The organism is Bifidobacterium sp. ESL0704 (assembly GCF_029392075.1).
Classification (GTDB): Bacteria; Actinomycetota; Actinomycetes; order Actinomycetales; family Bifidobacteriaceae; genus Bifidobacterium.
In genome coordinates, this window is sequence record NZ_CP113929.1 from 115083 (window position 1) to 139549 (window position 24467).

Annotated in this window: 11 protein-coding genes and 1 pseudogene; 8 read left to right on the plus strand and 4 right to left on the minus strand. The window is 54.7% G+C overall.

The window, feature by feature from the left end; translation table 11 throughout:
• Nucleotides 1-73: 73 nt before the first annotated feature.
• Both OZX64_RS00385 and OZX64_RS00390 read left to right on the plus strand, forming a co-directional pair.
• The gene (locus tag OZX64_RS00385) at nt 74-2104 is read left to right on the plus strand and encodes a SpaA isopeptide-forming pilin-related protein (RefSeq protein WP_277172981.1); all 2031 of its coding nucleotides are present in this window, start codon (nt 74-76) and stop codon (nt 2102-2104) included.
• Between the two features lie 211 nt (nt 2105-2315).
• Entirely contained in the window at nt 2316-3335 is a 1020-nt protein-coding gene (locus tag OZX64_RS00390) for a class C sortase (RefSeq protein ID WP_277172983.1), read from the plus strand.
• A gap of 633 nt (nt 3336-3968) precedes the next feature.
• On the opposite strand, the gene OZX64_RS00395 is transcribed toward OZX64_RS00390, so the two are convergent.
• A complete protein-coding gene (locus OZX64_RS00395) occupies nt 3969-8882 on the minus strand; it encodes an InlB B-repeat-containing protein (protein WP_277172986.1) in 4914 nt (1637 codons plus the stop codon).
• Nucleotides 8883-9170: 288 nt separating this feature from the next.
• Here OZX64_RS00395 and OZX64_RS00400 point away from each other — a divergent pair, with 288 nt between their 5' ends.
• Both OZX64_RS00400 and OZX64_RS00405 read left to right on the plus strand, forming a co-directional pair.
• The gene (locus OZX64_RS00400) at nt 9171-9872 is read left to right on the plus strand and encodes an ABC transporter ATP-binding protein (RefSeq protein ID WP_277156650.1); all 702 of its coding nucleotides are present in this window, start codon (nt 9171-9173) and stop codon (nt 9870-9872) included.
• Between the two features lie 29 nt (nt 9873-9901).
• On the plus strand, nt 9902-14227 hold the full coding sequence (locus tag OZX64_RS00405) for an FtsX-like permease family protein (protein ID WP_277172988.1): 4326 nt from the start codon (nt 9902-9904) through the stop codon (nt 14225-14227).
• 303 nt (nt 14228-14530) lie between these two features.
• Here OZX64_RS00405 and OZX64_RS00410 read toward each other — a convergent pair whose 3' ends face one another.
• Nucleotides 14531-14890 (minus strand): hypothetical protein, encoded by a 360-nt coding sequence (locus OZX64_RS00410; protein ID WP_277172990.1) that lies wholly within the window; start codon nt 14888-14890, stop codon nt 14531-14533.
• A gap of 627 nt (nt 14891-15517) precedes the next feature.
• Between OZX64_RS00410 and ugpC the strand changes: the two genes are divergently transcribed.
• Together ugpC and OZX64_RS00420 are read left to right on the plus strand one after the other, a co-directional pair.
• Entirely contained in the window at nt 15518-16645 is a 1128-nt protein-coding gene (ugpC, locus tag OZX64_RS00415; protein ID WP_277156653.1) for a sn-glycerol-3-phosphate ABC transporter ATP-binding protein UgpC, read from the plus strand.
• A gap of 571 nt (nt 16646-17216) precedes the next feature.
• Nucleotides 17217-18590, plus strand: a pseudogene (locus OZX64_RS00420) (DUF4032 domain-containing protein); the annotation flags it as partial.
• A gap of 590 nt (nt 18591-19180) precedes the next feature.
• Here the strand turns inward: OZX64_RS00420 and rlmB are convergent.
• The gene (gene rlmB / locus OZX64_RS00425; RefSeq protein WP_277172991.1) at nt 19181-20185 is read right to left on the minus strand and encodes a 23S rRNA (guanosine(2251)-2'-O)-methyltransferase RlmB; all 1005 of its coding nucleotides are present in this window, start codon (nt 20183-20185) and stop codon (nt 19181-19183) included.
• Between the two features lie 570 nt (nt 20186-20755).
• A complete protein-coding gene (gene dcd, locus OZX64_RS00430) occupies nt 20756-21337 on the minus strand; it encodes a dCTP deaminase (RefSeq protein ID WP_277143171.1) in 582 nt (193 codons plus the stop codon).
• 1182 nt (nt 21338-22519) lie between these two features.
• Here dcd and OZX64_RS00435 point away from each other — a divergent pair.
• A complete protein-coding gene (locus OZX64_RS00435) occupies nt 22520-23173 on the plus strand; it encodes a hypothetical protein (RefSeq protein WP_277172993.1) in 654 nt (217 codons plus the stop codon).
• A 373-nt stretch (nt 23174-23546) separates the two neighbouring features.
• Nucleotides 23547-24362 (plus strand): alpha/beta hydrolase-fold protein, encoded by an 816-nt coding sequence (locus OZX64_RS00440; RefSeq protein WP_277172995.1) that lies wholly within the window; start codon nt 23547-23549, stop codon nt 24360-24362.
• Nucleotides 24363-24467 lie beyond the last annotated feature (105 nt).

Genomic DNA, 24467 nt, shown 5'->3' on the forward strand with positions numbered 1-24467 from the left:
TGGAGCGGCGTCTGGCCCTTAATGGTCTGATGCTCTGTGAGTAACGTAAACCAAACAAAAGTAAAGGAAGAAAATGAATAAGAAGAAAAAGCTTGGCGCACTCGTGGGAGCGGTTGTTTCCGCAGCCACGTTGCTCGCTTTGGCACCTTTCGGCGTTGCAAACGCTGATTCGGCAACCAAAGGTGACAACGATGGCTCTACTCCGCTTACCTTGGTTGATCCCGGTAAGAACGTTGGGGCGACCATCAAGGTTATGGCTGAGGCAAAAAATCTGTCTGGTCATACTTTTGCAGCAGTTCGACTGGGAACCTACAAGGCGGCTTCAGTCGACAGCAATGGCAATCTGACAGGTTTCATGCTTGATACTGATCAGGCTGTGCTCAATGGATCGAAGGCAGCACTGAAGAGTATCAAAGATTTCACGCATGATTCCAATTATTCCTTGGACAACCCGGTTGGTGAGTTGGCTTCGAATTATCTTGGTTATAAGGCGACTGATAATTCGAAGAACGATGATGAGACCTCTTATGATCCCACTGCAAACAATAATGCTACCTCTCAGTGGGCTGGTGGAGTTCGTGATTTTGTGACGTCATTGACTAAGCAAACTGACTTCATTACCAAGTTCACGTCTGCCTCAGCTGATGCACATACAGCCAATTCGGGTATGCGCGCTCCTCTGAGCAGTACCAATACTAGCTTTACCTTCTCTGTCAAGCAGCCTGGTCTTTATGCAATCGAAGATGTGACTGGCGGAAGCACCAATGGTAGAACGGATTCCATTCCTATGCTTGTTGGTACGGCTGTTTTCGAAGATACAGGCTCTGGCAATTCCAAGGCTTATGCCAATGTTGCTAATGGTGGTAATAAATTGGGTGAAGTCGCCATGAAGGCTGATATGCCGACCATTCTCAAGGAACGTGTGGACCCTTCAGCATCTTTGGATGCCAATGGTGGTTATATCCAGTACTACATTAAGACCCAAGTGCCGCTGACTACCGGTTTTGACCATTATGTGTTCAACGTGAAGGATGATTCTACTGAACCGTTGACGTATGTCAATGATTCAGATCACAAGACAGTTGTCTATGTGAGTGACACCACTCCGGATCCGGATACCTCTGAGATTATTCCTTCGGGGACATACAAGATTTATAACGGTGACGTTGATGGCACAGCTATAACAGGTGAACCCAGCAAGGGATATTCGCATCGTGTTCTTTTCAACTTCTATGATACATTCGTTGGACATTACAAGCACGGTCAAAAGCTTCTCATCTCTTATTGGATGAAGTTCGATACCAAGAATGGCGATCGTAAGAACGTCAAGAATAAGGCGTTGCTGCAATATTCCAATAGTGTCAACAAGCAGCCGAATAGTGATGGAAACGGAAACGACAATAATTCCGGCAACAACGGAAGTACTGGAGGTTCTGGTAGCTCTGATAACGGAGGAGATAACAATAACGGTCCAGGTGATGGCGACGGTAGCTCTTCTGAAGTTGGTACTCAGCTTTATGACTTCAATTTGTTCAACAAGCTGTATGGTGATAAGGGCGTGGCACTGACTGGATCGGAGTTCCAACTGTTCAAGTCTGCTGACAATTCCGCTAGCAAGGCCGCTGATTTGGGCGAACCGCTTCATTTCGCAGCTGGTGCTGACGGCTCGGGTGTTTATTCGCGTTCGACCAAGCCGGAAGATAAGGTGACTAATCTGACACCTTCTACTACTAAGGGTGATGAAGGCAAGATTACCATCAAGGATCTTGATGCTGGTGACTATGTCGTCAAGCAAGTAAAGGGTGCCACCGGTGTGCGTAATCTGTTCCTGCCGCAATTCACTGTTACGGTCGGTGCGGATACTGCAGGTGCTGCGTACGTCAAGAATTCGAATGATAACTGGAACTTGAAGCTTGTTACCGCAAGTGATAATGCTCCTAATAAGACCGTCACAGTCAATAATGTGACCGCTGTTTCTCAGCTGCCTCTTACCGGTAGTGCTGGAATCGCACTGGTCTTGCTCGCAATCGTTGTACTCGCAATGGTAGCAGTCGGTACCACGGTGCTTGAGCGTCGTCACAAGGCCGCTCGTAGGGCCAAGTGATTGCCGATTCCCGCAAGTGAATGTTAAGATTTTGACATTCATGATAAGGGGATAAGGTAAGGATATTACGTCTGCTGGAATGGGTTGATTCCTGTTCCGGCAGGCGTTTTATTGTTTGATGTACTAATATGGTTCTGCAGAATATAAATCCTCGTTGGGCATAGTATTGTCCATTATTCAAACTTTCCGGCTAATAAGGAATGGCGTTAGATTGACCGAAACATCACCCTATAGCAACGATTCAACGGAGAATTGTGCCCCTAATGTCTCTCATGATACGACTGCTTCCTATCCTTTCCCTGCGTTTCGGGATTTCATCTCAAACTTGAAAGACGACGACAGAGACGTTTACGGGATGGTCATTCAGATTATCCATGATATTGTTGTGTTGGCGCTTATTGTCGCCGTGCTGTGGATACCGATCAATCGTGTCTATAGCCATCAGCAGGAAAGCAAAGCCATTGCCATGTCTAAGCGTGCGGCCGGCAAATGGCCGCAGAGCAATGTTGTTGGCGAGTTGAACGCTGACCGACAATACAACGCTAAAATCGCACAGTCGGGTCAGCTGTTGCTGGGTGACAAAATCGATCCTTTTTCAGATGACGACTCTCATAAAGACCTTCAATCGGCCAATGATAAGGAATATCAGGCTAGGCTCAACACCGTCGACGGCATTATGGGGTCAATAAGGATTCCTAAGATTTCGGTGAAGTTGCCAATCTATCATGGAACTTCGGATGCAGCGCTTGCGCAGGGTGTAGGCCATCTTTACGGCACTAGCCTGCCCGTGGGAGGAGCATCCACAAACGCTGTGCTCTCAGGGCACCGTGGGCTTGCTAGCGCTACTATGTTTACGCGTCTAGACGAACTGCGCATCCACGACATCATCTATGTCGATACGCTTCAGCACACGATGGGCTATCGCGTCACCGGCATCCATGTTATTTTGCCTGAAGACACACATCTTTATAAGGTCGTTCCAGGTAAAGATCTGCTGACATTGATGACCTGCACCCCGTACGGTGTCAATTCCCATCGTCTCATCATTACCGCTCAACGAGGGCGGATTCCGGAAGATATTCCTTCATCGACACCTGGCGATGCCTTGTTGTACAGCCTGTTGACGGCCGCTGGAGTGCTGTTGGGGGGAGTGGTCATCGTTATGGTGCGCCATGCACGCTATAATTTCTCGCCGATTCCATGGCATTCTTCCGGCGAATTTTCACGCTGAGAAGTCCGGTTTTCCATTTACGAGGCTACGAGCTAGGACACGGTGCTTTAGGTTTTTGGTTTCGCTGGTTGGCTGAACAGTCATCATCGATGTGGCAAGCATCCGGAAGTATCCAGTTCTCTTGAATTCTTAGTTAGCTAATGCTTATTGGTGGCTTCGATGGTGTCAGAATTGACGTGAAAGACCGTGTTTCCATGCCCGTGTACACTTATTAGCACAAGTGCTGCTTAGGGCCAACTAGCGGCGTTGCTGGCTTATTTCGAGTGAATAACGAGAACATTGAGGTATCTATTGAGGAGGATTCGAAGGCACCACGGTGTTCATGTCTGTATTTGCCACATAGAGATCTACGGCAAGCCCCTCGGCAGGTTGCAATCGTTGCTGTGAGTTTGGACGTTATGAGGTGGAAGAAGACGCCAAATGTCTGCGTCGCATCAACCGAAAACGAGCAACTTGCCGAAGGATATTCGATCACTTGCAATCAAAAACCGCAGTACGCAACGCTTAACCCACACATAATTGGGCTGTGTTTCTCGGTACTGCGTTTCGGTGCTTTGACATAGTAAATGGCCGGCCACTTTTTATGGCGACCGGCCATTTACTTAGATAGGGAAGAAATCCCTAGTGCTCAGCTTAGTAGGCTATGTGCTGTGAACCTATCGGCTGTTCCTTCTCTGCCTTGTTCCTCTCGTAACGGTGGTACGTGTACATCGCCACGATTACCAGTACAAACAGGAGCAGCAGCCACCAGAGCCACATGAATGAGCTGTGCTGTGTGGTCTCTTGGGAAACGGTGCTGGCCTGGACGCACTTCGGGTTGATCTTTGCCATCTCGACGTTGCCGGCCGCATCCTCAAAGTCAGCGGACTGACGCAGTACGTAACCGGACGGGCAGACAGGAACCTTATGCTTCTTGGCGGGCTTCTTCTGCTTATCCTTCGGGGTGACGACCTGATCCTGAGACGTCGAATCCGGAACCGGAGCAGTGGCGTTCGGATTGACTCCGTTCGCATGACTGCTGCGATGCCTCCAAGCATAGTGGCGGCTGGAACGGCGACGGTTACTCGTGTTGCCGTTGTTGGCGCCACTGTTGTTGCCGTTGGCACCGTTACTGCCGTTACCACCGTTGCCGTTGGCACCGTTACTGCCGCTAGTACCAGAGTTACCACCGTTTCCGTGGTCGCCATGATGACTCCACTGTGCGTAGAGGATGAGGTCGGAGGTGACAGGCGAATCGAAGTCATAGGCTCGTCCGCCATCTTGCTTGAGAGTCCAGCGCTTAAAGGTGTAATGCTCACTCTTCGGAGTCAGATCTTTAGGCGCGGTCACCTTTTCGCCGGACTTGACCGTCATGATTTCCTCGGTCGTTCCGCCGGAGAAGGTGCCGCCGTTGGCCTCGAACTTCACCGTGTACTCGCTGCTAAGCTTCCACTGCGCGTAGAGGGTGGTCTTGCCCTTAACGGTGTCGGTGTTGAGGTTGAACGGTTGGGTTCCCTCCTGGTCGGTGGTCCAGCCTGCGAACGTGTAGCCGTCGCGGGTCGGGTCGCCGGGATTGGTCACCTTGCTGCCGTAGTCGACGGTCTGGTCGACGGTGCCGTCGGCGAGCTTGCCGCCGTTGGCGTCGAAGTGAACCGTGTAGGGAATGGCCTTCCACTGCGCGATGAGGTTGACGTTCGCGGTGATCGGCTTGGTGAAGTCGAACGCCGAGGTGGCACCCTTCTTGTACCAGCCGGCGAACGTGTAGCCGGTGCGGGTCGGGGCCTCGGGCTCGGTCGCCTTGTCGCCTTCCTTGACGGTCTGGTCGACGGTGCCGTCGGCGAGCTTGCCGCCGTTGGCGTCGAAGGTCACCGTGTAGGTGACGGTCCAGTGGGCTTGCAGGGTGGTGCTGTTGGTGATCGGCTTGGTGAAGTCGAACGCGGTATTGGCGCCCTGTTCGTACCAGCCGTCGAACGCGTAGCCGTCGCGGGTCGGGTCGGCAAGCGGGGTTGTGGTCTGGCCCTTATTCACCTTGACGGTCTTCTTGTTCGTGCCGTCGGCGAGCTTGCCGCCGTTGGCGTCGAAGGTCACCGTGCAGTCGCTTGCGGTCCAGTGGGCTTGCAGGTTGACGTCCTTGGTGATCGGCTTGGTGAAGTCGAACGCGGTCTTGGAGCCGTTTTCGAACCAGCCGGCGAACGTGTAGCAGTCATTGGTCGGGTCGGCGGGCTTGGTCGCCTTGTCGCCTTCCTTGACGGTCTGGTCGACGGTGCCGTCGGCGAGCTTGCCGCCGTTGGCGTCGAAGGTCACCGTGTGGGTGACTGTCCATTTGGCTTGCAGGGTGGTGCTGTTGGTGATCGGCTTGGTGAAGTCGAACGCGGTATTGGCGCCCTGTTCGTACCAGCCGTCGAACGCGTAGCCGTCGCGGGTCGGGTCGGCAAGCGGGGTTGTGGTCTGGCCCTTATTCACCTTGACGGTCTTCTTGTTCGTGCCGTCGGTGAACTTGCCGCCGTTGGCGTCGAAGGTCACCGTGCAGTCGCTTGCGGTCCAGTGGGCTTGCAGGTTGACGTCCTTGGTGATCGGCTTGGTGAAGTCGAACGCGGTCTTGGAGCCGTTTTCGTACCAGCCGGCGAACGTGTAGCAGTCATTGGTCGGGTCGGCGGGCTTGGTCGCCTTGTCGCCGTCATTGACGGTCTGGGTGGCTGCGTCGGCGAGCTTGCCGCCGTTCGGGTCGAAGGTCACCGTGTGGGTGATTTCGGTCCAGTGGGCTTGCAGGGTGACGTCCTTGGTGATCGGCGTGGTGAAGTCGAACGCGGAGCCGTTTTCGAACCAGCCGGCGAACTTGTGGTGCGTCCAGGTCGGGTCGGCAGGCTGCTTAGCGGTATCGCCTTCCTTGACGGTCTGGTCGACGGTGCCGTCGGCGAGCTTGCCGCCGTTCGGGGCGAAGGTCACCTTGTAGGTGGCGGTCCATTTGGCTTGCAGGCTGACGTCGGCGGTGATCGGCGTGTCGAAGTCGAACGCGGTATCGGCACCCTGCTCGAACCAGCCGTCAAACGCGTAGCCGCTCTTGGTCGGGTCGGCGGGCTTGGTTGTGGTCTGGCCGTCCTCCACCTTGACGGTCTTCTTGTTCGTGCCGTCGGCGAGCTTGCCACCGTTGGCGTCGAAGGTCACCGTGTGGATTTCGGTCCATTTGGCTTGCAGGCTGACGTTCTTGATGATCGGCTTGGTGAAGTCGAACGCGGTCTCGGAGCCGTTTTCGAACCAGCCGTCGAACTTGTAGCCGTCCTTGGTCGGGTTGGCGGGCTTGGTCACGGTCTCGTTGTCCTTCACCTTCACAGTCTGCGTGGCCTTGCCGTCAGCGAACTTGCCGCCGTTGGCGTCGAAGGTCACCGTGCGGATGGTTGTGATGCCTTTCCACTTGGCGCTCAATGTGACTGGACCTGTCACCTGCGTGCCGAAATCATATTTGGTGCCGTCAGGTGCAAACCATCCGATCAAGTCGTGTGATTCGCCCAAGGCGTCTGTGTAGACGAGTTTACCGGGGTCTGTGGCGTGCTGGAAGCGAAGGACATGCTGTTTGTTGACGACTGGCCCATCTTTGAGCCCAGTATCGAACGTCACATCGTAGCTGTCGGTGGACCACAGGGCGAAGAGTGTCAAATCCTTCGTCATCACGGTATTCGAATAGTCTATAGGTTCGGCCTTTTCGAAAGTGCATTCGTTCGTATACGGCTCACCGCTACCTTCGCCCAGATAGTTCAGATTGACTGAACGCTGAGTGGCGCAGCCGACCCATCCTTCGAATGTGATGTTCGGGTTCTTGCTGCCATCGTCGTTGAACATTACCGGATTCCACATCTGTGCCGGTTTCTGGCCGTATGGTGTCGTCCTAGGCCTGGTTGTGTGGCTGCTTCCATTCGGGGTGCTGCCTCCGCGCAAATCAAACGTCGCCTGCGGATTGTGGAAGTCTTGATTGTTGATGATTTCAAGAGATCCAAGGTTCTTGCCGCTCTTGGTGACGATGTTGTCGCCGAGCGTATAGCTGACTTGGCTGCTGCTCGAATCGATCTTTGACACCGTGAAGATGTGGCTCGTGGTGTCGTTGTGGTACAGGTCCGTCGGAAGGGGTGACATAGCGACGCCGCCGCGAATGTAATTCACCGACTTCAAGTGGGGCACTGAGCCGTCGATGTTGTAGTTGTTGCCATAACTGAAGCTGGCGGACCCGTCTGCTCCGATTACGGAAACCTCTGCTATTCGCGGTATCTCTTGAGTTGCTATAACTTTGTTGAGGTTCGACAACGACTCGTCAGCGAGCGGCCGCAAATCGGTTATCTGATTATCGCTGATATCTAGGGCCTCGAGATTGCTCATTTTTGACAGAAACTCAACGTTATAGATGCTGTTGGAGCTCAGGTCAAGGGTATTGATCTTCGAAAGCTGTGCGATTCTATTGAGAATCGGGTTCTGATAAAGGAACAGCGCTGTGAACCCGAATGACTTCAAATGCTCTAGTTTATTCAATATCAGCACGCTGTCCGGGTGAGATTTCAGGTTGTAGGCATTGCTGAATGACAAACTTTCCAAACCAGGGAAATGGTCAACAATAGCTTGGATGTCCGAGTCGCCGTTTCGACCGACGTCGGTGTTGCTCAATGACAGTGTTTTAACATTGTGGAGACCGTAGAACATGCTTGCATCGGAGAAGGCATGGTCTACATCATAGGTATAGATATTGGTCAGTTTCGGTGCTGTGGAGTCTTTGAGATTCTTGCAGCTGTCCGCTATGGCAGCGGTGAAGTTCTGAAGTTTCAAGGTCTCCAGATTTGGCATGTTGTTTAAAGTGATCGGGTCTAGACTTTCAACCCCGTAAAAGCCGGGAGAAGAAACCGCGATCTCATGAGCAGTGGAGGTGTCATATTCCATATTAAAGGATTTGAGGTTCTGGAAAAGATTGATGCCTTCGATGCTTTTTATACTCACGGGAAGGTCAGCAGAGCCCGTCTGTGGGATTCCATCGCTGGAAATGCTGGTTACCGAGTCGAGCCATGCCTGTGTTACAGGGAACTCATCGAATGATTTCGTTTGATTTCCGGTCAAAAACCAGCCGGTTTGTTGCTTAGGATTCGGGTACTGCTCGGTATTGATGAACTTGACAAGGTAAGCTCGGAAGGACGGATCGGGGAAGCAGCCTTTGAGCGTGCCGCAGGACACGGTGGTGTCATTACCTTGGGCTGCGGGCTGCGACGCCTGCTGCTTAGTGTTCTTGGCGTCTTTGCCCTGAGGCTGCGTCTTGTCGGTTGTTTCCTTCGAAGCTGTGTCTGTCTTTGCGGCATCACCGGAAGCGGGCGTTGTCGTTTCTTTCGAAGTCGAAGCCAAGCCACTGGTTGCAGGAATTTGCGCAGACTGTTTGTTGCCACTGTTGTTCGGCGCTACAGGGGTGCTGGTACTCGGTGTCTGCGAAGATCCAGCAGCATTGGTGTTCTCTGGTTGAGCACTTTGTGTTTGGCTGCTTTCGGCAGCTGGACTCGCTGTTTCATCGGCGTTGGCAACAATCGCCGGGCTTGCTACCATACAAGCCGAGGTTACTACCGTCGTTAGTAGAACGATTAATCTTCTAATCGGATTTCGTTTCGTTTTTTTCATCTTTCTCTCTTCCTGGTCGCGCGTGCACTGAAATGCATCGCAGTGCCATGATTTGAAATCCATGTTTTTTATATTGCGTGTATTATAATATCACAAAAGAATAATTATTTTATAGGAAGAGATTTTTTTTGATCAGCAATGATATGATTAATTTTGTTTGTTATATTTGTCATAAAACTTAGGGACAGACTGAAGCTTTTTGGGGAGAGGAATGAGATGGGTTATATCGATGTAATCCACGAGGTTAAACGATACAATACCGGTGGCAAAAGGCTGGTCGCAAATAACGATGTTACTTTTTCCATCGCGCAGGGCGAGCTGGTGATGATTCTTGGGGCCTCTGGCACCGGCAAGTCGACATTGCTCAATGTCATCGGCGGCATGGATAGTTGCGATGAGGGCGATGTGATTGTTGATGGGGAGAACATCGCCAAATATAACGCCAAGCAACTCACCGAGTACCGGCGGCTCGACGTCGGCTTCGTCTTCCAGTTCTATAATCTGGTTCCTAATCTGACCGCACTCGAGAACGTCGAGATGGCCTCCGAAATCGTCCCGTACGCCAATGATCCCATGGAGGCGTTGGCCAGCGTCGGGCTCGCTGACCGTTGCAACAACTTCCCGTCCCAGCTTTCCGGCGGCGAACAGCAACGTGTCGCCATCGCGCGCGCCGTGGCGAAAAGGCCGAAAATCCTCCTATGCGACGAACCGACCGGTGCCCTTGACTACAAAACCGGCAAGCAGGTGCTGCACATCCTTCAGGACATGAGCCAAAAGAACGGCGCCACGGTCATCATCGTGACCCATAATTCCGCCATTGCCCCTATGGCCAATCGCGTTATACGAATGCATGATTCGCGTATCGCTGAGGTCAAGCGCAATGTTAATCCTTGTAATGTCGATCAATTGGAGTGGTGATTTTGCAATCCTTGAGTCCGCACAGTGTCATGTCACAGCGTTCGGCCGCCGGCCGGAACGCCAGTAAGGATGCGTCTGATGCCGAGGTAGAGCTTGCCGATACCACCGCCCAAGGCTTCAGGTCTTCGCACAATAGCGCCAAATCGGAATTCTCGGCACAACGTGACTGGAAGGCCGGTTCTGGCTCGCAAGCAGAAGTCGGAGAAGAAGGGGACGATACCGAGGATTCGCAATCCGAATTTCAGGTCACGCTGACTATTCCTCACTTGCCGCTCCAGTCGGCGCCATCGCGAAAGCCGAATTCCGATTTAGACGAAACCGTTGTTTTCCCTAGGCATGCAGCTGCGAATGTCAACGGTTCCGCGCGAGACCACAAGGAACTTCCCAAATTTGCGCCGCGTGATACGCAACAGGCAACGCAACGGGCGCATAGCCACCTTCAGCAGCCGGCTCAAGCTCAGGCGCAACAGCCGGCGCAGGTTCAGCCGACTCAGGCCAAGCAGGCGCAGCCGGTTCAGGCTAAGTCGCAGCTTCAATCAGTGCATTCTCAATCTTCGCGCCCGCAATCTTTGCAGCCTCAGTTGCAGCCGGTTCATGCCACGCATACGTGGGCGGAGTATGATCCGTGGGCTCTCGACGGTGGCGAACCCGCAGGCGGTTCGGTTCCGTTGCCAAAACGTCATCATTCCATCGTGGCGCATCAGACTTCTCAGGCCGATGCGGTGAGTGTGCCTCAGCCGCAGCAGCCCGCGCAGGTGCGGAGGGACGCGCCTCAGCCCCGGCAACAGCAGCAAACGCAACGGCCGCAGCAGTCGCAACAGCGCGTTCAGCGGCCTGTGAAGGTGCAGCAGGATGTGCAGCGCACCCAGCAACCGCACCGGCAGCAGAGTGCGTGGGGAGCGCAGCAGACTCAGTCGCAGCCGCAATCTGCCCGTCCACAATCTGCGCAGCCACAATCAGCATATTCTCAATCTTCGCAGCCTCAGTTGCAGCCGGTTCATGCCACGCATACTTGGGCTGAGTATGATCCGTGGATTCTCGACGGTGGCGAACCCGCCGGCGGTTCGGTTCCGCTGCCCAGTCATCATCGTTTCTTTGTCGCTCATCGGGCTTCTCAGGCCGATGCGAGCGTGCCTCAGCCTCAGCCTTTGCCTCTGCCGCAACCGCAGTCGCAGCAGCGCATTCAGCAGTCCGCGCAGGTGCGGCGGGACGCGCAACAGCCTCAGCAGTCGCAGCAGCGCATCCAGCGGCCCGTGAAGGTGCAGCAGGATGTGCAGCGTACGCAGCAGCCGCAAAGGCAGCAGAGCGTGTGGGGAGCGCAGCAGGCTCAGTCGCAGTCTCGATCAGCGTATTCTCAATCTTCGCGCCCGCAGTCTTCGCAGCCTCAGTTGCAGCCGGTTCATGCCACGCATACGTGGGCGGAGTATGATCCGTGGGTTCTCAGTGGTGGTGAGCCCGCAGGCGGTTCGGTTCCGCTGCCCCGTCCTAATCGGGTATCGTCGTTCGGAGGTCATACAAACCGTCGTTCGCCCGGGCAGGGAATGTCGGGAGCGCCTCGTCGGTACAGCAAACCGAACGATTCCTTCTCCTTCCATGCTCCGAAAGATGAGCGGTCGTTGTCGTGGTCGGTTTCGGCTCCGTCGACCAATCGTCGTCCGGCTCAACGTGTCAACAATTCCGCTACGCTTCCGCCCATTCCCGCGCGGCCTCACGCATTCGGCGCCTCCGCGGTCGTCGCAGCCGCGTCCTCGAAGCTTCATGCCCGCGCTTGGGATAATTTCCAATCAAGCGGCAAACACAAGATTTCGCATCGTATGCTTTGGCGTGATACCCGCCGTTCGCTGGGCAAGTCGCTGGGCTGCTTCATCTCGATCGTGTGCATGGTGGCGCTGGGTTCGTTCGCCCTCGTCGGTCTGAATGTGACCGGACCGGATATGCGCAACACGGCCGACCAGTATTTCGAACAGCACCAGCTTGCCGATATTTCTGTGATCAGCAAAACCGGTTTCGACGATTCGCAGATCAAAGCGATTAAAAAGGCCTCCGGGGTCACGAAGGTCGAGTACGGCTTCTTCAAGGATGTCGCCGTTCGCCATCGCGATGAGAGCATGCGTATTTTCTCGAGTACCCACAGTATTTCCAGTTACGCCTTGCGCAGCGGCTCGATGCCGAAGAAAGCCAATGAGATCGCGATCGATGCTCAGCAGGCCAAAAAGCATCCGGTCGGTTCCACCGTGTCTTTCATGGAGAAACCCGGTCCGAACGGACGGACCATGCTCAAAGGCACTAAATATAAAGTGACCGGTGTGGTCGATTCCGTGGAAATCATCGGTTCGGTCAATCGTGGTCTTTCGGATTCAGGCTCGGGATCTCTCGACGGCTATGGCGTGGTCCTTCCGAAGGCGTTCGCCGCCTACACGTCATATAATATTGCGCGTTTGCGCTACAAGGCCCTTGACGATATGCCCAATCATATTTCAAGTGATTATGACAAAAAGGTCCAACAGGAAAAGGATCTGCTGGCCGATTCGCTCGACAACCGTGATGCCGAAGTCTCGCAGACTTCCGATTCCCAAGCCGCGCCTTCCACTAGTAGCGTTGTTCCTGCTTCCTACGGCAACGCCTCGGCAGCAGCCCAGACGCAGTCCGAATCTACGTCTGTGCTTCCTACCTACTCGATCGATTCAAGGCGCGATGTTCCTGGCGGTGCCGGATATGTGGCCTATGATTCCATTTCCCAAATCATCGATTCGCTCGGTGGTCTTTTCCCTATATTCATGTATCTGATAGCCGCTCTTCTGACGTTCACCTCCATGACGCGTTTCGTCGACGAGGGACGTGTGGGTGCAGGCACGCTCAAGGCGTTCGGCTATTCGGACTGGGATGTGATGAAGAAGTTCATCGCCTACGGTTTCATAGCTGGCTTGACCGGCGGCATTATCGGTGCCGCAGCAGGGCAATTGGGTATGCCGCGGATCGTCTATAACGCCTACAGCACGGGCTTTGATGTGCCGTCCTCACATCTGCGGCTTGGAGTCGTGGCCACGGTGGTTGCGCTCATCCTTGCCTTCGCGGCCACTGTGTTGCCGGCCTATATCGCGGCCAGCCGCCAGCTCAAGGAAAAAACGAGTGCGCTTCTTGCGCCGAAGCCTCCGACAGGAGGGGCTTCCATCGCTTTGGAGAAGGTTGATTGGTTCTGGAGCAAGCTTAACTTCAAGAACAAGATCACCTTGCGCAACATTTTCCGTTATAAGATTCGTACCATCACCACGATAATCGGCGTCGTCGGAGCACTTGCACTGCTTGTTGGGGGCGTCGGCGTGCAGCGTTCGGTCGATTCGATCAATAATCTGCAATACGGCAATGTCATTCAATATGACCTCATCGCCGGGCAGAGCAATCAGGTGACCAGCACTCAGCAAAAGCAGATATCCAAGGAATTGCACAGCAACAGTATCAAGCGGTTCACTTCGATTCGTTATGAGCAAGGCAACATGAACGCCGGCCCGTACCGCAACAATCAGGACCTGACGATTATCGCTGCCAAGAACGCAGGGGCTTTTGATGGTTATGTGGACCTGCACGAGAGGTCCAGCAAGCGTCATCTTGACCTTGATAATTATGGTGCTGTGATTTCCGAGCGGCTCGCGAAGCTCAACAATGTCAAAGCGGGCGACAACATGACCATTCAGGATGCGAACGGCCACAATCGCGTGATCCCCATCAGCGGGGTCTGCGAAATGTACATCGGCCATTTCATCTTCATGAATTCGCAGTCGTACAAAAAGATATTCCACCAGGACTACGTTCCCAACGCGAATATGATCGGACTGAAAAACCGCAGTTCCTCCAACGCGAAGCATGAGGCGGCAAAGTTCATGGCGCTCGACGGCATTACCCAGGTCTCGCAGAATTCGATGCTCGTTGACCAGACCAATATGCTCGTGCGTTCGCTGAGCCTTTTGATGCAGGTGCTGATTGCCGTATCGGTTCTGCTCAGTGTCGTCATTCTCTATAATCTGAACAATCTCGACATCTCCGAACGTTTGCGTGAGCTGAGCACCATCAAGGTGCTGGGTTATTACAACCGCGAAGCCACGATGTATATCTACAGGGAGACTCTCGGGCTCACCGCCGTTGGCGTCCTGGCCGGTGCGGGTGTCGGTGTTTGGCTGCATGAACGCATCCTCAAGCAGGTTTCAACCGAGAACATGATGTTCAACCCGAGCACCACTGGCGGGCAATTCCTGTTCCCGATCCTCCTGATTGTGGTGATCACGCTTATTCTGGCCTTCTACGTGTCGGCAAGAATAGCGAGAATCGACATGCTCAAGGCTCTGCAGTCCAGGGAGTAACGGACGGGGCCTTTTAGCCTAGCCGCGCTTCAGCGTTCCTCGGGTGTTCCTCGGGAGGCCTTTCATTAGGCTTCCCGGGGCTGTTGTCTCTCGGAGGCTGCTGCCCAAGGGGCGTCGTCTGGCGCCGCAGCCCAGGGGATGTCGCCCGAGGGTCGTTGTCTGAGGCCGTTACGTAGGAAGTTGCTACCGGGAAGCTGTTGCGTAGGAAGCTATTACCCTCTGAGCCCGTTATCTAATGTCCGAGGCTGTTGCATAGGAAGTCGCATCCAGGAAGCCGTTTGTGTATGGCTGCTGAGCGCGTAGTCAGCTGTTCGGCCGATGCTGGTCGTTGTTCATCGGAGCCGTGGCGCCTTCGTTGCTGCGCCGCACGATTTCCTTCGTCAAGGCCTCTATGCTGAACAGTCTTAGTGAGTTGTTGCCGCGTACCCCAGCGGCTTCGTCGATGCTGATGACGCCGGTGTCCACCAAGGCGTTGATGGGGTTGATTCCATAACAACGGGCTATGGTGATGATCTCGGAGGTCGCCAGCTCGTCGGATTGGAACCGCTTGTAAAGCGTCGCGTACGGGATATTGGTACGTTTGGCGATGCTGTTGATGGAGTCGTCGTGGGTGATTCTGCGTAGCCAGGCAATCTGCTTGCCGGATGTGTTTGTTTTTTCCATATTCTTATTTTCCGATAATTGCGTAAAAAAAGTAAGACTTTAAAAATAGTGCTTACGTTTGACGTTTACGTATAGCGTATTAAAACTGGTTGATGTTTCGCCTAAAATAATAATATGTATTGCATTGATAGCAAGAAAAGCCAATTGGCAGTAAGGTTTACGGCGGATTTCTTCACAAGATAATATTAATAATTTATTTGTAATAAATAAAAGTAAAATACTCAAAAGAGGACTGCAAATTCACAGAAACACTTTACGTCAAAAGTTTTATTTAATTTATAAAAATATTTAGTAAAAATGAATAACGACTCAAATTTTCGTCGACAGCATAAAACAATAGCGCTTTTTGCACTGTATATATTGCATATCGCCATGCTCTTGCTGTCATGTTAAGTGCTTGGACTGGCTCGCGTCAGGCTTGTACCTTTTGTGGCGTGTTGTGCGATATTTCGACATTGACCGTGTATAGTTGTTTTTGAGTCCGATGGGGAAGGAACCTCGAAAGGCTTCACTCATAATGAAATGAAAGTGCGGAAATTCGCTTGCCGAGGTTGGCTTGCGGGTGGATGCAAACCCCTTCACAACGGATCGTTCGGCACGTACCTGCCGATGAAAGGAAATTAAATTATGGCAAAAGTCGTATTTGACCATGTCACTCGTATCTACCCGGGCAATACGGAGCCCTCGGTATCCGATCTCTCGCTTGACATCAAAGATGGCGAATTCCTCGTGCTCGTCGGCCCCTCTGGCTGCGGCAAGTCAACGACCCTGCGTATGCTCGCGGGCCTCGAGGAAGTCAACAAGGGCAAGATTTTCATCGGCGATAAGGACGTCACCACGATGCAGCCGAAAGACCGCGACATCGCTATGGTCTTCCAGAACTACGCACTCTATCCGCACATGACCGTTGCCGACAACATGGGCTTCGCCCTGAAGATCGCCGGCGTTCCGAAGGATCAGATTCGCCAGCGCGTCGAAGAGGCCGCCAAGGTCCTCGATCTGACCGAGTTCCTCGACCGCAAGCCGAAGGCTCTCTCCGGTGGTCAGCGTCAGCGTGTCGCCATGGGCCGCGCAATCGTTCGTAAGCCTAAGGTCTTCCTGATGGATGAGCCGCTTTCCAATTTGGATGCAAAGCTCCGTGTGCAGACCCGTACGCAGATCGCCGCCCTGCAGCGTCAGCTCGGCGTCACCACCCTGTACGTCACCCACGATCAGACCGAGGCTCTGACGATGGGCGACCGCATCGCCGTCATCAAGCTGGGCATCCTCCAGCAGGTCGGCGCTCCGACCGAGCTCTATGACAAGCCGCAGAACGTCTTCGTCGCCGGCTTCATTGGCTCGCCGTCCATGAACATCAACACGCACCCTGTCGTTGACGGCAAGGCGAAGATCGGCAGCGACACCGTCGAGCTCGACAAGGACGCCGTCGCCAAGCTTACCCCAGAAGACAAGGGCCGCATCGTCGTCGGCTTCCGTCCCGAGGACGCAACGCTCGCCGCTCCTGACGAGGCCAACGCCTTCTCGCTGAAGGTTGAGAACGTCGAGGATCTGGGCAGCGACGGCTACATCTACGGCAACATCATCACCGATGGTTCCGCAGCCGAGTCCTCTGCGATGATGTCCGACCAGAACAAGCTGACCACGATTCGCGTGAACCCGCGTCAGCTGCCGAAGGTCGGTGACACCGTCAAGATCAAGATTGATCCGTCCAAGATGCATCTGTTCTCCCCGGCCACCGAGCTGCGCCTGAACTGATTCGCGTTTCGCATCGCTTAACTAAAAGGTCCGTACATTCGTGTGCGGGCCTTTTCTTTTGATCGGCGCCGGTTCGCTGATGTCTTGCTGATGTCTTGATCTACTGATTGTGCTGGCGGCTGGCTACTGGCGTTTTTACGACGTTATGCGGCGTTTTTGCGTCGTGAATCCTCCATTAACTCAGGATGGTGGCGCTTATGTGACGCTGGGGGAGGCTGTTGTGTCGTAAATCCTCCATTGACTGGAGGTAGTGGCGTTTTCGTGACGTTATGTGGTGGTGGGGCGTCGTGTTTGTTCCGGTAGCCCAGGTTGTTGGAGCTTTTGCGACGCGGTGTGGTGTTTTTGCGTCGTAAATCCGCCATTGACTCAGGTTGTTGGTGTTTTTGTGACGCTGGGGGGAGGCTGTTGCGTCGTGGATCCTCCATTGGCTGGAGGTGGTGGCGGATTTGTGACGCCAAGGCTTGCCATTGCGTCGTGAAACTGCCAGGAGCCTAATGGCGGATGGCGGATGGCGGATGGCGGATGGCGGATAAAGCCGCCACTATCCTGCGCGGGCGGTAGATTGAGAGGTATGGAAATAAGTGGTGGGATGCAAGGAATGCAAATGGACCCAAGAGCGCTGAAAGCGACATCCGTAACTGCCTCCGAGGTGGGAGGCACCGATGTCGCCGAGCCGCATGCGCTGCAAATCACTGCCGCCAGCTCAAATCCGAAGATGTTCACCCTGCCTTGGGAGAAGCCGCTGGCGACCTGGCCCAAGGAACTGTTGGCCAACCTGCCGCGAGGCATCTCCAGGCACGTGGTCCGTTTCGTGCACGTCGGTGACGAAATCTATGCAATGAAGGAAATCACCAGCCGCGTCGCCGCACACGAATATGAGCTTTTGCGACGCTTACAGAAGCTTGAGCTGCCTACCGTGCGTCCAATCGCCGTGGTCACCGGACGGCATACGCGTGAGGGCGAGCCGCTCGAATCCATGCTGGTGACCAAGCAACTCAAGTTCTCGCTGCCTTATCGCGCTTTGTTCGCCGGAAATCTGCGGCCCGACACTGCCGACCGTCTCATTGACGCGCTCGCCGTGCTGATGGTTCGTCTGCATCTTTCCGGTTTTTATTGGGGTGACGTTTCGCTTTCCAACGTTCTTTTCCTGCGCGACGCCGACGCGTTCTCGGCCTTCCTGGTCGACGCGGAAACCGGTGCGCTCTATACAACGCTGACCGAGGGCCAGCGCAACTACGACATGGATCTTGCCCGCACCAACATCATCGGCGAACTGATGGACCTGGCTTCCGGCAAATTGCTGCCTGACGAGGTCGACGAGGTCGGGGTCGGTGACAGGCTTATCGAGCGCTATGCCTCACTATGGGGTGCGTTGACCGATCAGGAGGACTTCGGTCCCGACGAGATGTGGAAGATCGAGAAGCGCGTCAACAAGCTCAACGATTTGGGCTTCGATGTCGATGAGCTTGAAGTCAAGACCGCTGATGACGGCAAGCGCGTGCTTGTCCGTCCACGCGTGGTCGATGCGGGCTACGCTTCACGCAAGTTGCTGCGTTTGACGGGCCTTGACGTGCAGGAGAACCAGGCTCGTCGGTTGTTGAACGATTTGGACGCCTACCGTGCCTCCACTTGGCGTGATGGGGAAGAGCTGGAAATCGTGGCGACCGATTGGATGCGCGAGGTTTTCGAGCCCGTTGTTCGCATGATTCCCAAGGAATACCGCTCGAAGATCGAGCCGGCGCAGTTCTTCCATGAAGTCTTGCAGAATCGTTGGTTCATGGCCGAAAGGGCCGGACATGACGTATCTACGGCCGTGGCGGCAAGCGACTACATCAAGCACAATCTGCCTAAGTATAACCTCGATTCGAGGGCGCTTGCCGAAATCAACGAGGACGCCGATTCGGGCGTGGTCGACGATAGCTCGACGTATGACAATCCTGCTGATGGCACGGTGAATGGCGACAACGGGGAAAGTGACGTTACGGATACCGTTGGTTTCGACAATGACGACGTTGACAGTATCAATCGCGGTGATTACGCCGATCTCGGGGACGGTCTGGGCAACCTTGGGGCGACTCTGAGCGTTGGAGCCGATGACGGGATTGACCGCGATACCCAAGTATCCGAGGACTTGTGGCCGACCTCGCCTGATCCTGCGCCCACAGAGAGAAGCGCGCGTGGGCCGAGTCAGGCTGATGCTGACGGCGGGGAATCCGCAGGTGCCGGTGATTCAGCGGCCGGTGCTGGTTCTGGCTCTGGTTCTGGCACCGCTACGGAACCTGGCTCTGTTGCAGGTGCTGGTGATTCTGGTTCCGGTCTCGCAGCTGTCGGCGATGGCGAGAGCTGCAACACTGCCACTTCTGCTGACAACGCATATGACGATGATGACTATGATCCGGCCGAATACGATCAGGATGCCGCTGTCTGGAGTCATTGAGCTTTGTAAGTAAATATGAAAATCTCCCATTGGGATTATTTCCATGGGAGATTTTCATATATCGGTTGGTGCGAAGAAATCAGCAGAAAAATCGTTGGCTATTCGGCGCTATCGGCCTTTTCGCCGGCCTTGCTGCGGGCTCGGGAGACGGCGTAGAGGCTGATGCCCGCCGCTACCGAAGCGTTGAGTGACTCGACTTCGCTGGAAATCGGGATGCCGGCGATGGAATCGCAAGCCTCGCGCACCAAACGGCTCAGGCCCTTGCCTTCCGAACCGAGCACGACGACCAATGGATCGGTTTCGAAACCGGACTCGCCGACAATGGCGTTACCGCCGCCATCAAGCCCGACCACGTAGTAGCCGCGTTCTTTCAGCGCCTCGATGGCCTTGGTCAGATTGACCACGCGGGCCACGGGCAGATGTGCGGCGGCGCCGGCCGAAACCTTCCATGCAGCTGCGTTGACGGAAGCCGAGCGGCGTTCCGGCAAGATGACGCCATTGGCTCCGAATGCCGCCGCCGAACGGATGACGGCTCCGAGATTCTGCGGATCAGTGACGCCATCGAGGGCGATGAAGAGCGGCCTGGCGTTGATGCGTGCGCTGCGCGAATCGGCCTCCTCCATGGCATGCGATTTCTTGTCGGCCTTATCCGCCAGTTCCGCAAGCGTGTGGTACTGATAGGGTTGCACTTTCAGGACGATGCCCTGATGGTTGCGCGAATGCGCGATGCGATCCATCTCCAACCGGTCGGCCTCGAGCAGATTGAGCCCCTGCATACCGGCGAGCTTCACGATTTCGCGGGTGCGATCGTCGTGCTCGATGCGATTGGCGATATATAGCTGCGTGCTTGGTACGCCCACGCGCAGCGCCTCAAGCACCGCGTTGCGTCCGACCACCAAATCGTCAGAATCCGAAGTGTAGTGTGCCGCGCGACGGCGTGCTGCCAGCCGAGGGTCGGCGAAACGGCGCTTTTCGTTCTGCTTCTTGGCGCGATATGCCTTGTGATACACGCGGTCCTCGGCTTTGGGCGTCGGTCCGCGGCCCTTCAATGCGTTGCGATGTTTTCCGCCCGAACCTTTGACCGGGCCCTTCTTGTTAGTCATACTCCCAATTGTCCCAGCACCCCGCGCCAACGTGCTCGGCGAATGCAAGCTGCGAGCAAAATCAGGATTAGAGGACCGAAGTCTTGATTTTCATCGCATGAGCGGTACGTTTAGGGTTTTATCGGTCGTGCGGATTGTGATTATCTCTGCGTTGAGCCTGTTGGTGCAGGGGTAATCACGGAAATGGGCTGGAAAGTGTGATTGTCTCTGTAAAAGTGTCGGTTGTGCAGAGAAAATCACGGGAATGGGCTGGGAGGTGTGATTGTCTCTGTAAGGGTACCGGTTATGCAGAGATAATCACGGAAATAGGCTGGAAAGTGTGATTTTCTCTGTAAAAGTGTCGGTTGTGCAGAGATAATCACGGAAATAGGCTGGAAAGTGTGATTTACTCTGTGGATAGGCTGTTGATGCAGAGATAATCACGGGAATGGGGCCAAAACCGTGATTATCTCTGCATGTGGGGGCAGTCGGCTCAGCCGAAGGTGTGTAAGAGAGCCCAAAGCGGCGGCAATCCTTGTGCCGACAAGATGCCGGGCGGGGTGGCTGATGCCAATGGGCCGAACTTCTCAATCAGTCCTTGATTTCGGCCTTATAGAAGTTGACGTATGAACGCGACGGAGTAGGGCCGCGCTGGCCTTGGTAGTGCGAGCCCACGCCGGTCGAGCCGTAAGGATGCGCTGCCGGCGAGCTGAGCTCGAAGAAGCACATCTGCCCGATTTTCATTCCCGGCCAGAGCTTCACTGGCAGGGTGCTCACGTTGGAAAGTTCCAGCGTGATATGCCCTTCGAAGCCGGGATCGATGAAACCTGCGGTGGAATGGGTCAGGATGCCGAGACGGCCCAGCGAGCTCTTGCCTTCCAGCCGTGCCGCGATGGTGCCATCGAGCTTGACGTATTCCCACGTCGAAGCCAGTGCGAATTCGCCCGGATGCATGATCCACGGTTCGTCCGGCCCGACCTCGAATTGTTCGGTGAGGTCGCCTTGATTTTCGGCCGGATCGACGTAAGTGTACGCATGATTGTTGAAAAGCCTGAAATACCGGTCGAGGCGCACGTCGATGGAAGCCGGCTGCACCATTTCGGGCGTCCACGGGTCCAGCGAGATATGGCCGTCGGCTTGGGCGGCGAGGATGTCGCGATCTGACAGCAGCATACGTTCCTCCAGATTGGGTTACGCTCCGAGCGCTCGGCTAGACAGAACCGTGGAAACCGCGATGTTGTCTAGTCAACGTTGGATTACTTTCTGCTTCCAAGTGTAGACGTTACCGACGTCGAAACAGGCTTGATGCCCGTACGTAGCGGATTCGTGAGTCGGAATAGGGCCTCGAGGCATTTTGGCATTGTGCTTTTACCCGCTGTTCCGGTGCCTGTTCCGTGCCTGTTCCGGTGCCTGTTCCGTGCCTGTTCCGGTGCCTGTTCCGTGCCTGTGCCGGTGCCTGTTCCGTGCCTGTTCCGTGCCTGTTCCGGTGCCTGTTCCGTGCCTGTGCCGGTGCCTGTTCCGTGCCTGTGCCGGTGCCTGTTCCGGTGCCTGTTCCGGTGCCTGTGGGCCATGTTCGTCATCGCCTTTTTGCCGATTGAACTTCGCCCGGCCTTGATGTTTGATGTCTAGTGTCGGAATCTTGAATCGAGGGTGTTTGCCGCTGGTGGTAGCCGCCTGGCCGTTGATGCTGGCCGTTAATGTCTGGCCTATGGCATTTACACTGATGTATTTGCGCGCCAGGGCACGGAGGCACGGCGTTGTGGGCTTGCGCTCGAATCGTCAGGTTACGGAGGTTTCGTATATGCTTGGGGACGGGAAATTTTGGCGAAAATCCGGGAAAACAGGCGGAACGACAATAATTTTCAGGTAATTTTCAGGTAATCCGATTCTTGCGCCAAGGATAGTGTAGTTATATAAGAGTTGTCAGCAAGAGCTGACCGGTGATCTTGAGATTTTGGATCTTGCCGATAATTGAACCCTTTCTTCTTCTCTCTTCTCTTCCCCGGTACGTTCTAGTACCGGGGTTTCTCTTTTCTTGTAGGTTTGTCGGCTGTCGGTTTGTCGGTTTGTCGTTCTGTCGTTCTGTCGTTCTGTCGTTCTGTCGGCTGACGGCTGACGGCTATTGGTCTGCCGATGCGGTTGCCATCTACGATATTGCAATACAATACACGGCGTTGCGTGTGGCGCAGTGGCATTGACGCACGAAGCGTGACCAAAGTACGTTATGTTGGCCTCTTGCGATGTACACTAAAGCCAGCGGTTTATTCCGTAGACGAATCTGCCAGCAGGTTCGCCTTTGGATTTTCGGCTGCGTACACGCAAATATGGATTTGAACAGACAGGACAGATGGCGATATGAAAGAGGATTCCGACCATCAAATCAATCAGGCTGACGCGCAGGTTCGCAATGGTTCCCAGCTCGAGAACGCCCATATGTATAACGTCGACGAGTTGCGTCGTCACAGTCCCGCATCACAACGCAAGGCCCGGCATCGCAAGTCCTTTATTATCAGTGCGATAGTGGTTGTCGTCGTTCTCATTCTTATCGCGGTGGCGCTGCAGGTATCGCTCAAAACGCTTAAGCATAATACGGATCCATTGTTTGCAGATGGTACGTCCAAGACGGTTCAGGGAAAGACCAAAGCGCCGGAAAACGATGCCAATCAAATGAAGCAGGGTATCGAGCAATTCGCCGGCACCTGCACAGGCGGTTGGATGGATGTCGATATTGCCAGCCAGCTGCCAGGCGTGGGCGCCGCATCGTTCTGCAAGGCCACGCAGGTCGCGTTCGTTACGTTCCAGACGAAGGCCGCGGCATCGATGGACGGTGACATGGTGCGCTCGCAGGCGCCCAATCTCATCAACCGATATGCGGGCGACAAGATTGACCAGAACGATTTGCGCGTGCTGAGCAACGACCAGTGGATGGCCGTTGGTAAGAAGGATGCAATGACGGCTTTGCAGCAGCAGTGGGGTGGCAAGCTCGAGGAGCTTAGTTCCGGCGATTGAAACTGAAGAAACACCCGTGCTGACTGGACGATGGCGCGGTTTGGAAGAGGGCTGCCTGTTGGTCGCGTGTTGGCAAGAGGAGATTGCTCGTTTCTGAAGGCGGTTCACGGATTATCAGCCTTTTCGTGGTTCGGAATCGTGGTGTTGCTTGTTGCTTGTTGCTCAAGGCGCGCAATATACTGGCTCAACAGGCTCCCCCCGAATTCGATGTCGTTGAATGCGATGTGAATGCGATGATGCCAGCTCCTCTCTCTTTTTTCCCTACCCAAAAAGCGCGCGTTCAATATCGGTCGGTACGATGCCATCCGTTTGTCTTGAATCTGCAAGTGAACATTTTTAGCCGCTGTTGGGCTGGCCGTTTATCATGGTGACTATGAGCGATGAAGCAGTAAACAGCGAACATTCCGACAAACCAGGTTCGAATGGAGGAAACGTGGAAAACGTTGGAAACGGCTTAGTTGGCCGTCAATCCGATGCTATTCCCGGGCGTTTCGGCGACCCGATGGAGATTTCCCATGTCATCTATTCCCAAGGCGGCGGCAGGGCTCGGCCCACGCGGCCGATGTTCCTGTGCCTGCACGGCTGGGGTTCCAACGAACAGGATCTGGCCGGGATGATGCGTTACGTCGCTCCCGGCAACGATTACGTTTCGCTGCGTGCGCCACTGGTGCTGCAAGCCGAGGGGCCGGGCGAGTTCGGCAGCGGTTCCGGGGCCTACAGCTGGTTCCATGACGGCGTGCCCGCCGGCGAGGATTTGGACAGGGACATTTTCGCTGCGGCCACCGCTGTCGACAACTGGGTCAACGAACATGTCGACGCTGACCGTGAGCTGGTGCCTATCGGATTCTCGCAGGGTGCGGCGCTTGCGATTCATCTGTTGCGCGTGCATCCCGAGCGTTACCGTGCGGTCGCAGCACTTTCCGGTTTTGTGGCTCCGGGGCAGGTTGCCGGGACGACTCCGGCCGACGATCGGCTTGCAGAGATGGAAAAGCCGGTTTTCTATGGTTACGGAGACCGCGACAACGTCTTGCCGAAGTATGAGATTTACGGCGCGACCGCCTGGCTTGAGGAACATACATGGCTGACGGTGAAGAATTATCACCAGCTCGACCATGCCGTAAGTCCAGCCGAATTCACCGACCTGACCCAATGGCTCCTGCTCAACAACATCTCATCGGGTGTGGTGTGATTTACTGCTTGGCAAGCGTGATTTCAGAACGCAAGCGTTACATAGTGCCTTTTCCAGTTGCTCGGATCCATTACCGATTCCTTTAGTGCTGGAAAACGGATTTTC

Excerpts from the sequence above, each read along its gene's own strand:
- OZX64_RS00385 (WP_277172981.1), top strand. The coding sequence starts at position 74 with ATGAATAAGAAGAAAAAGCTTGGCGCACTCGTGGGAGCGGTTGTTTCC.
- OZX64_RS00395 (WP_277172986.1), bottom strand. The coding sequence starts at position 8,882 with ATGGTAGCAAGCCCGGCGATTGTTGCCAACGCCGATGAAACAGCGAGT.
- OZX64_RS00400 (WP_277156650.1), top strand. The coding sequence starts at position 9,171 with ATGGGTTATATCGATGTAATCCACGAGGTTAAACGATACAATACCGGT.
- OZX64_RS00405 (WP_277172988.1), top strand. The coding sequence starts at position 9,902 with ATGTCACAGCGTTCGGCCGCCGGCCGGAACGCCAGTAAGGATGCGTCT.
- OZX64_RS00410 (WP_277172990.1), bottom strand. The coding sequence starts at position 14,890 with ATGGAAAAAACAAACACATCCGGCAAGCAGATTGCCTGGCTACGCAGA.
- ugpC (WP_277156653.1), top strand. The coding sequence starts at position 15,518 with ATGGCAAAAGTCGTATTTGACCATGTCACTCGTATCTACCCGGGCAAT.
- rlmB (WP_277172991.1), bottom strand. The coding sequence starts at position 20,185 with ATGACTAACAAGAAGGGCCCGGTCAAAGGTTCGGGCGGAAAACATCGC.
- dcd (WP_277143171.1), bottom strand. The coding sequence starts at position 21,337 with ATGCTGCTGTCAGATCGCGACATCCTCGCCGCCCAAGCCGACGGCCAT.
- OZX64_RS00435 (WP_277172993.1), top strand. The coding sequence starts at position 22,520 with ATGAAAGAGGATTCCGACCATCAAATCAATCAGGCTGACGCGCAGGTT.
- OZX64_RS00440 (WP_277172995.1), top strand. The coding sequence starts at position 23,547 with ATGAGCGATGAAGCAGTAAACAGCGAACATTCCGACAAACCAGGTTCG.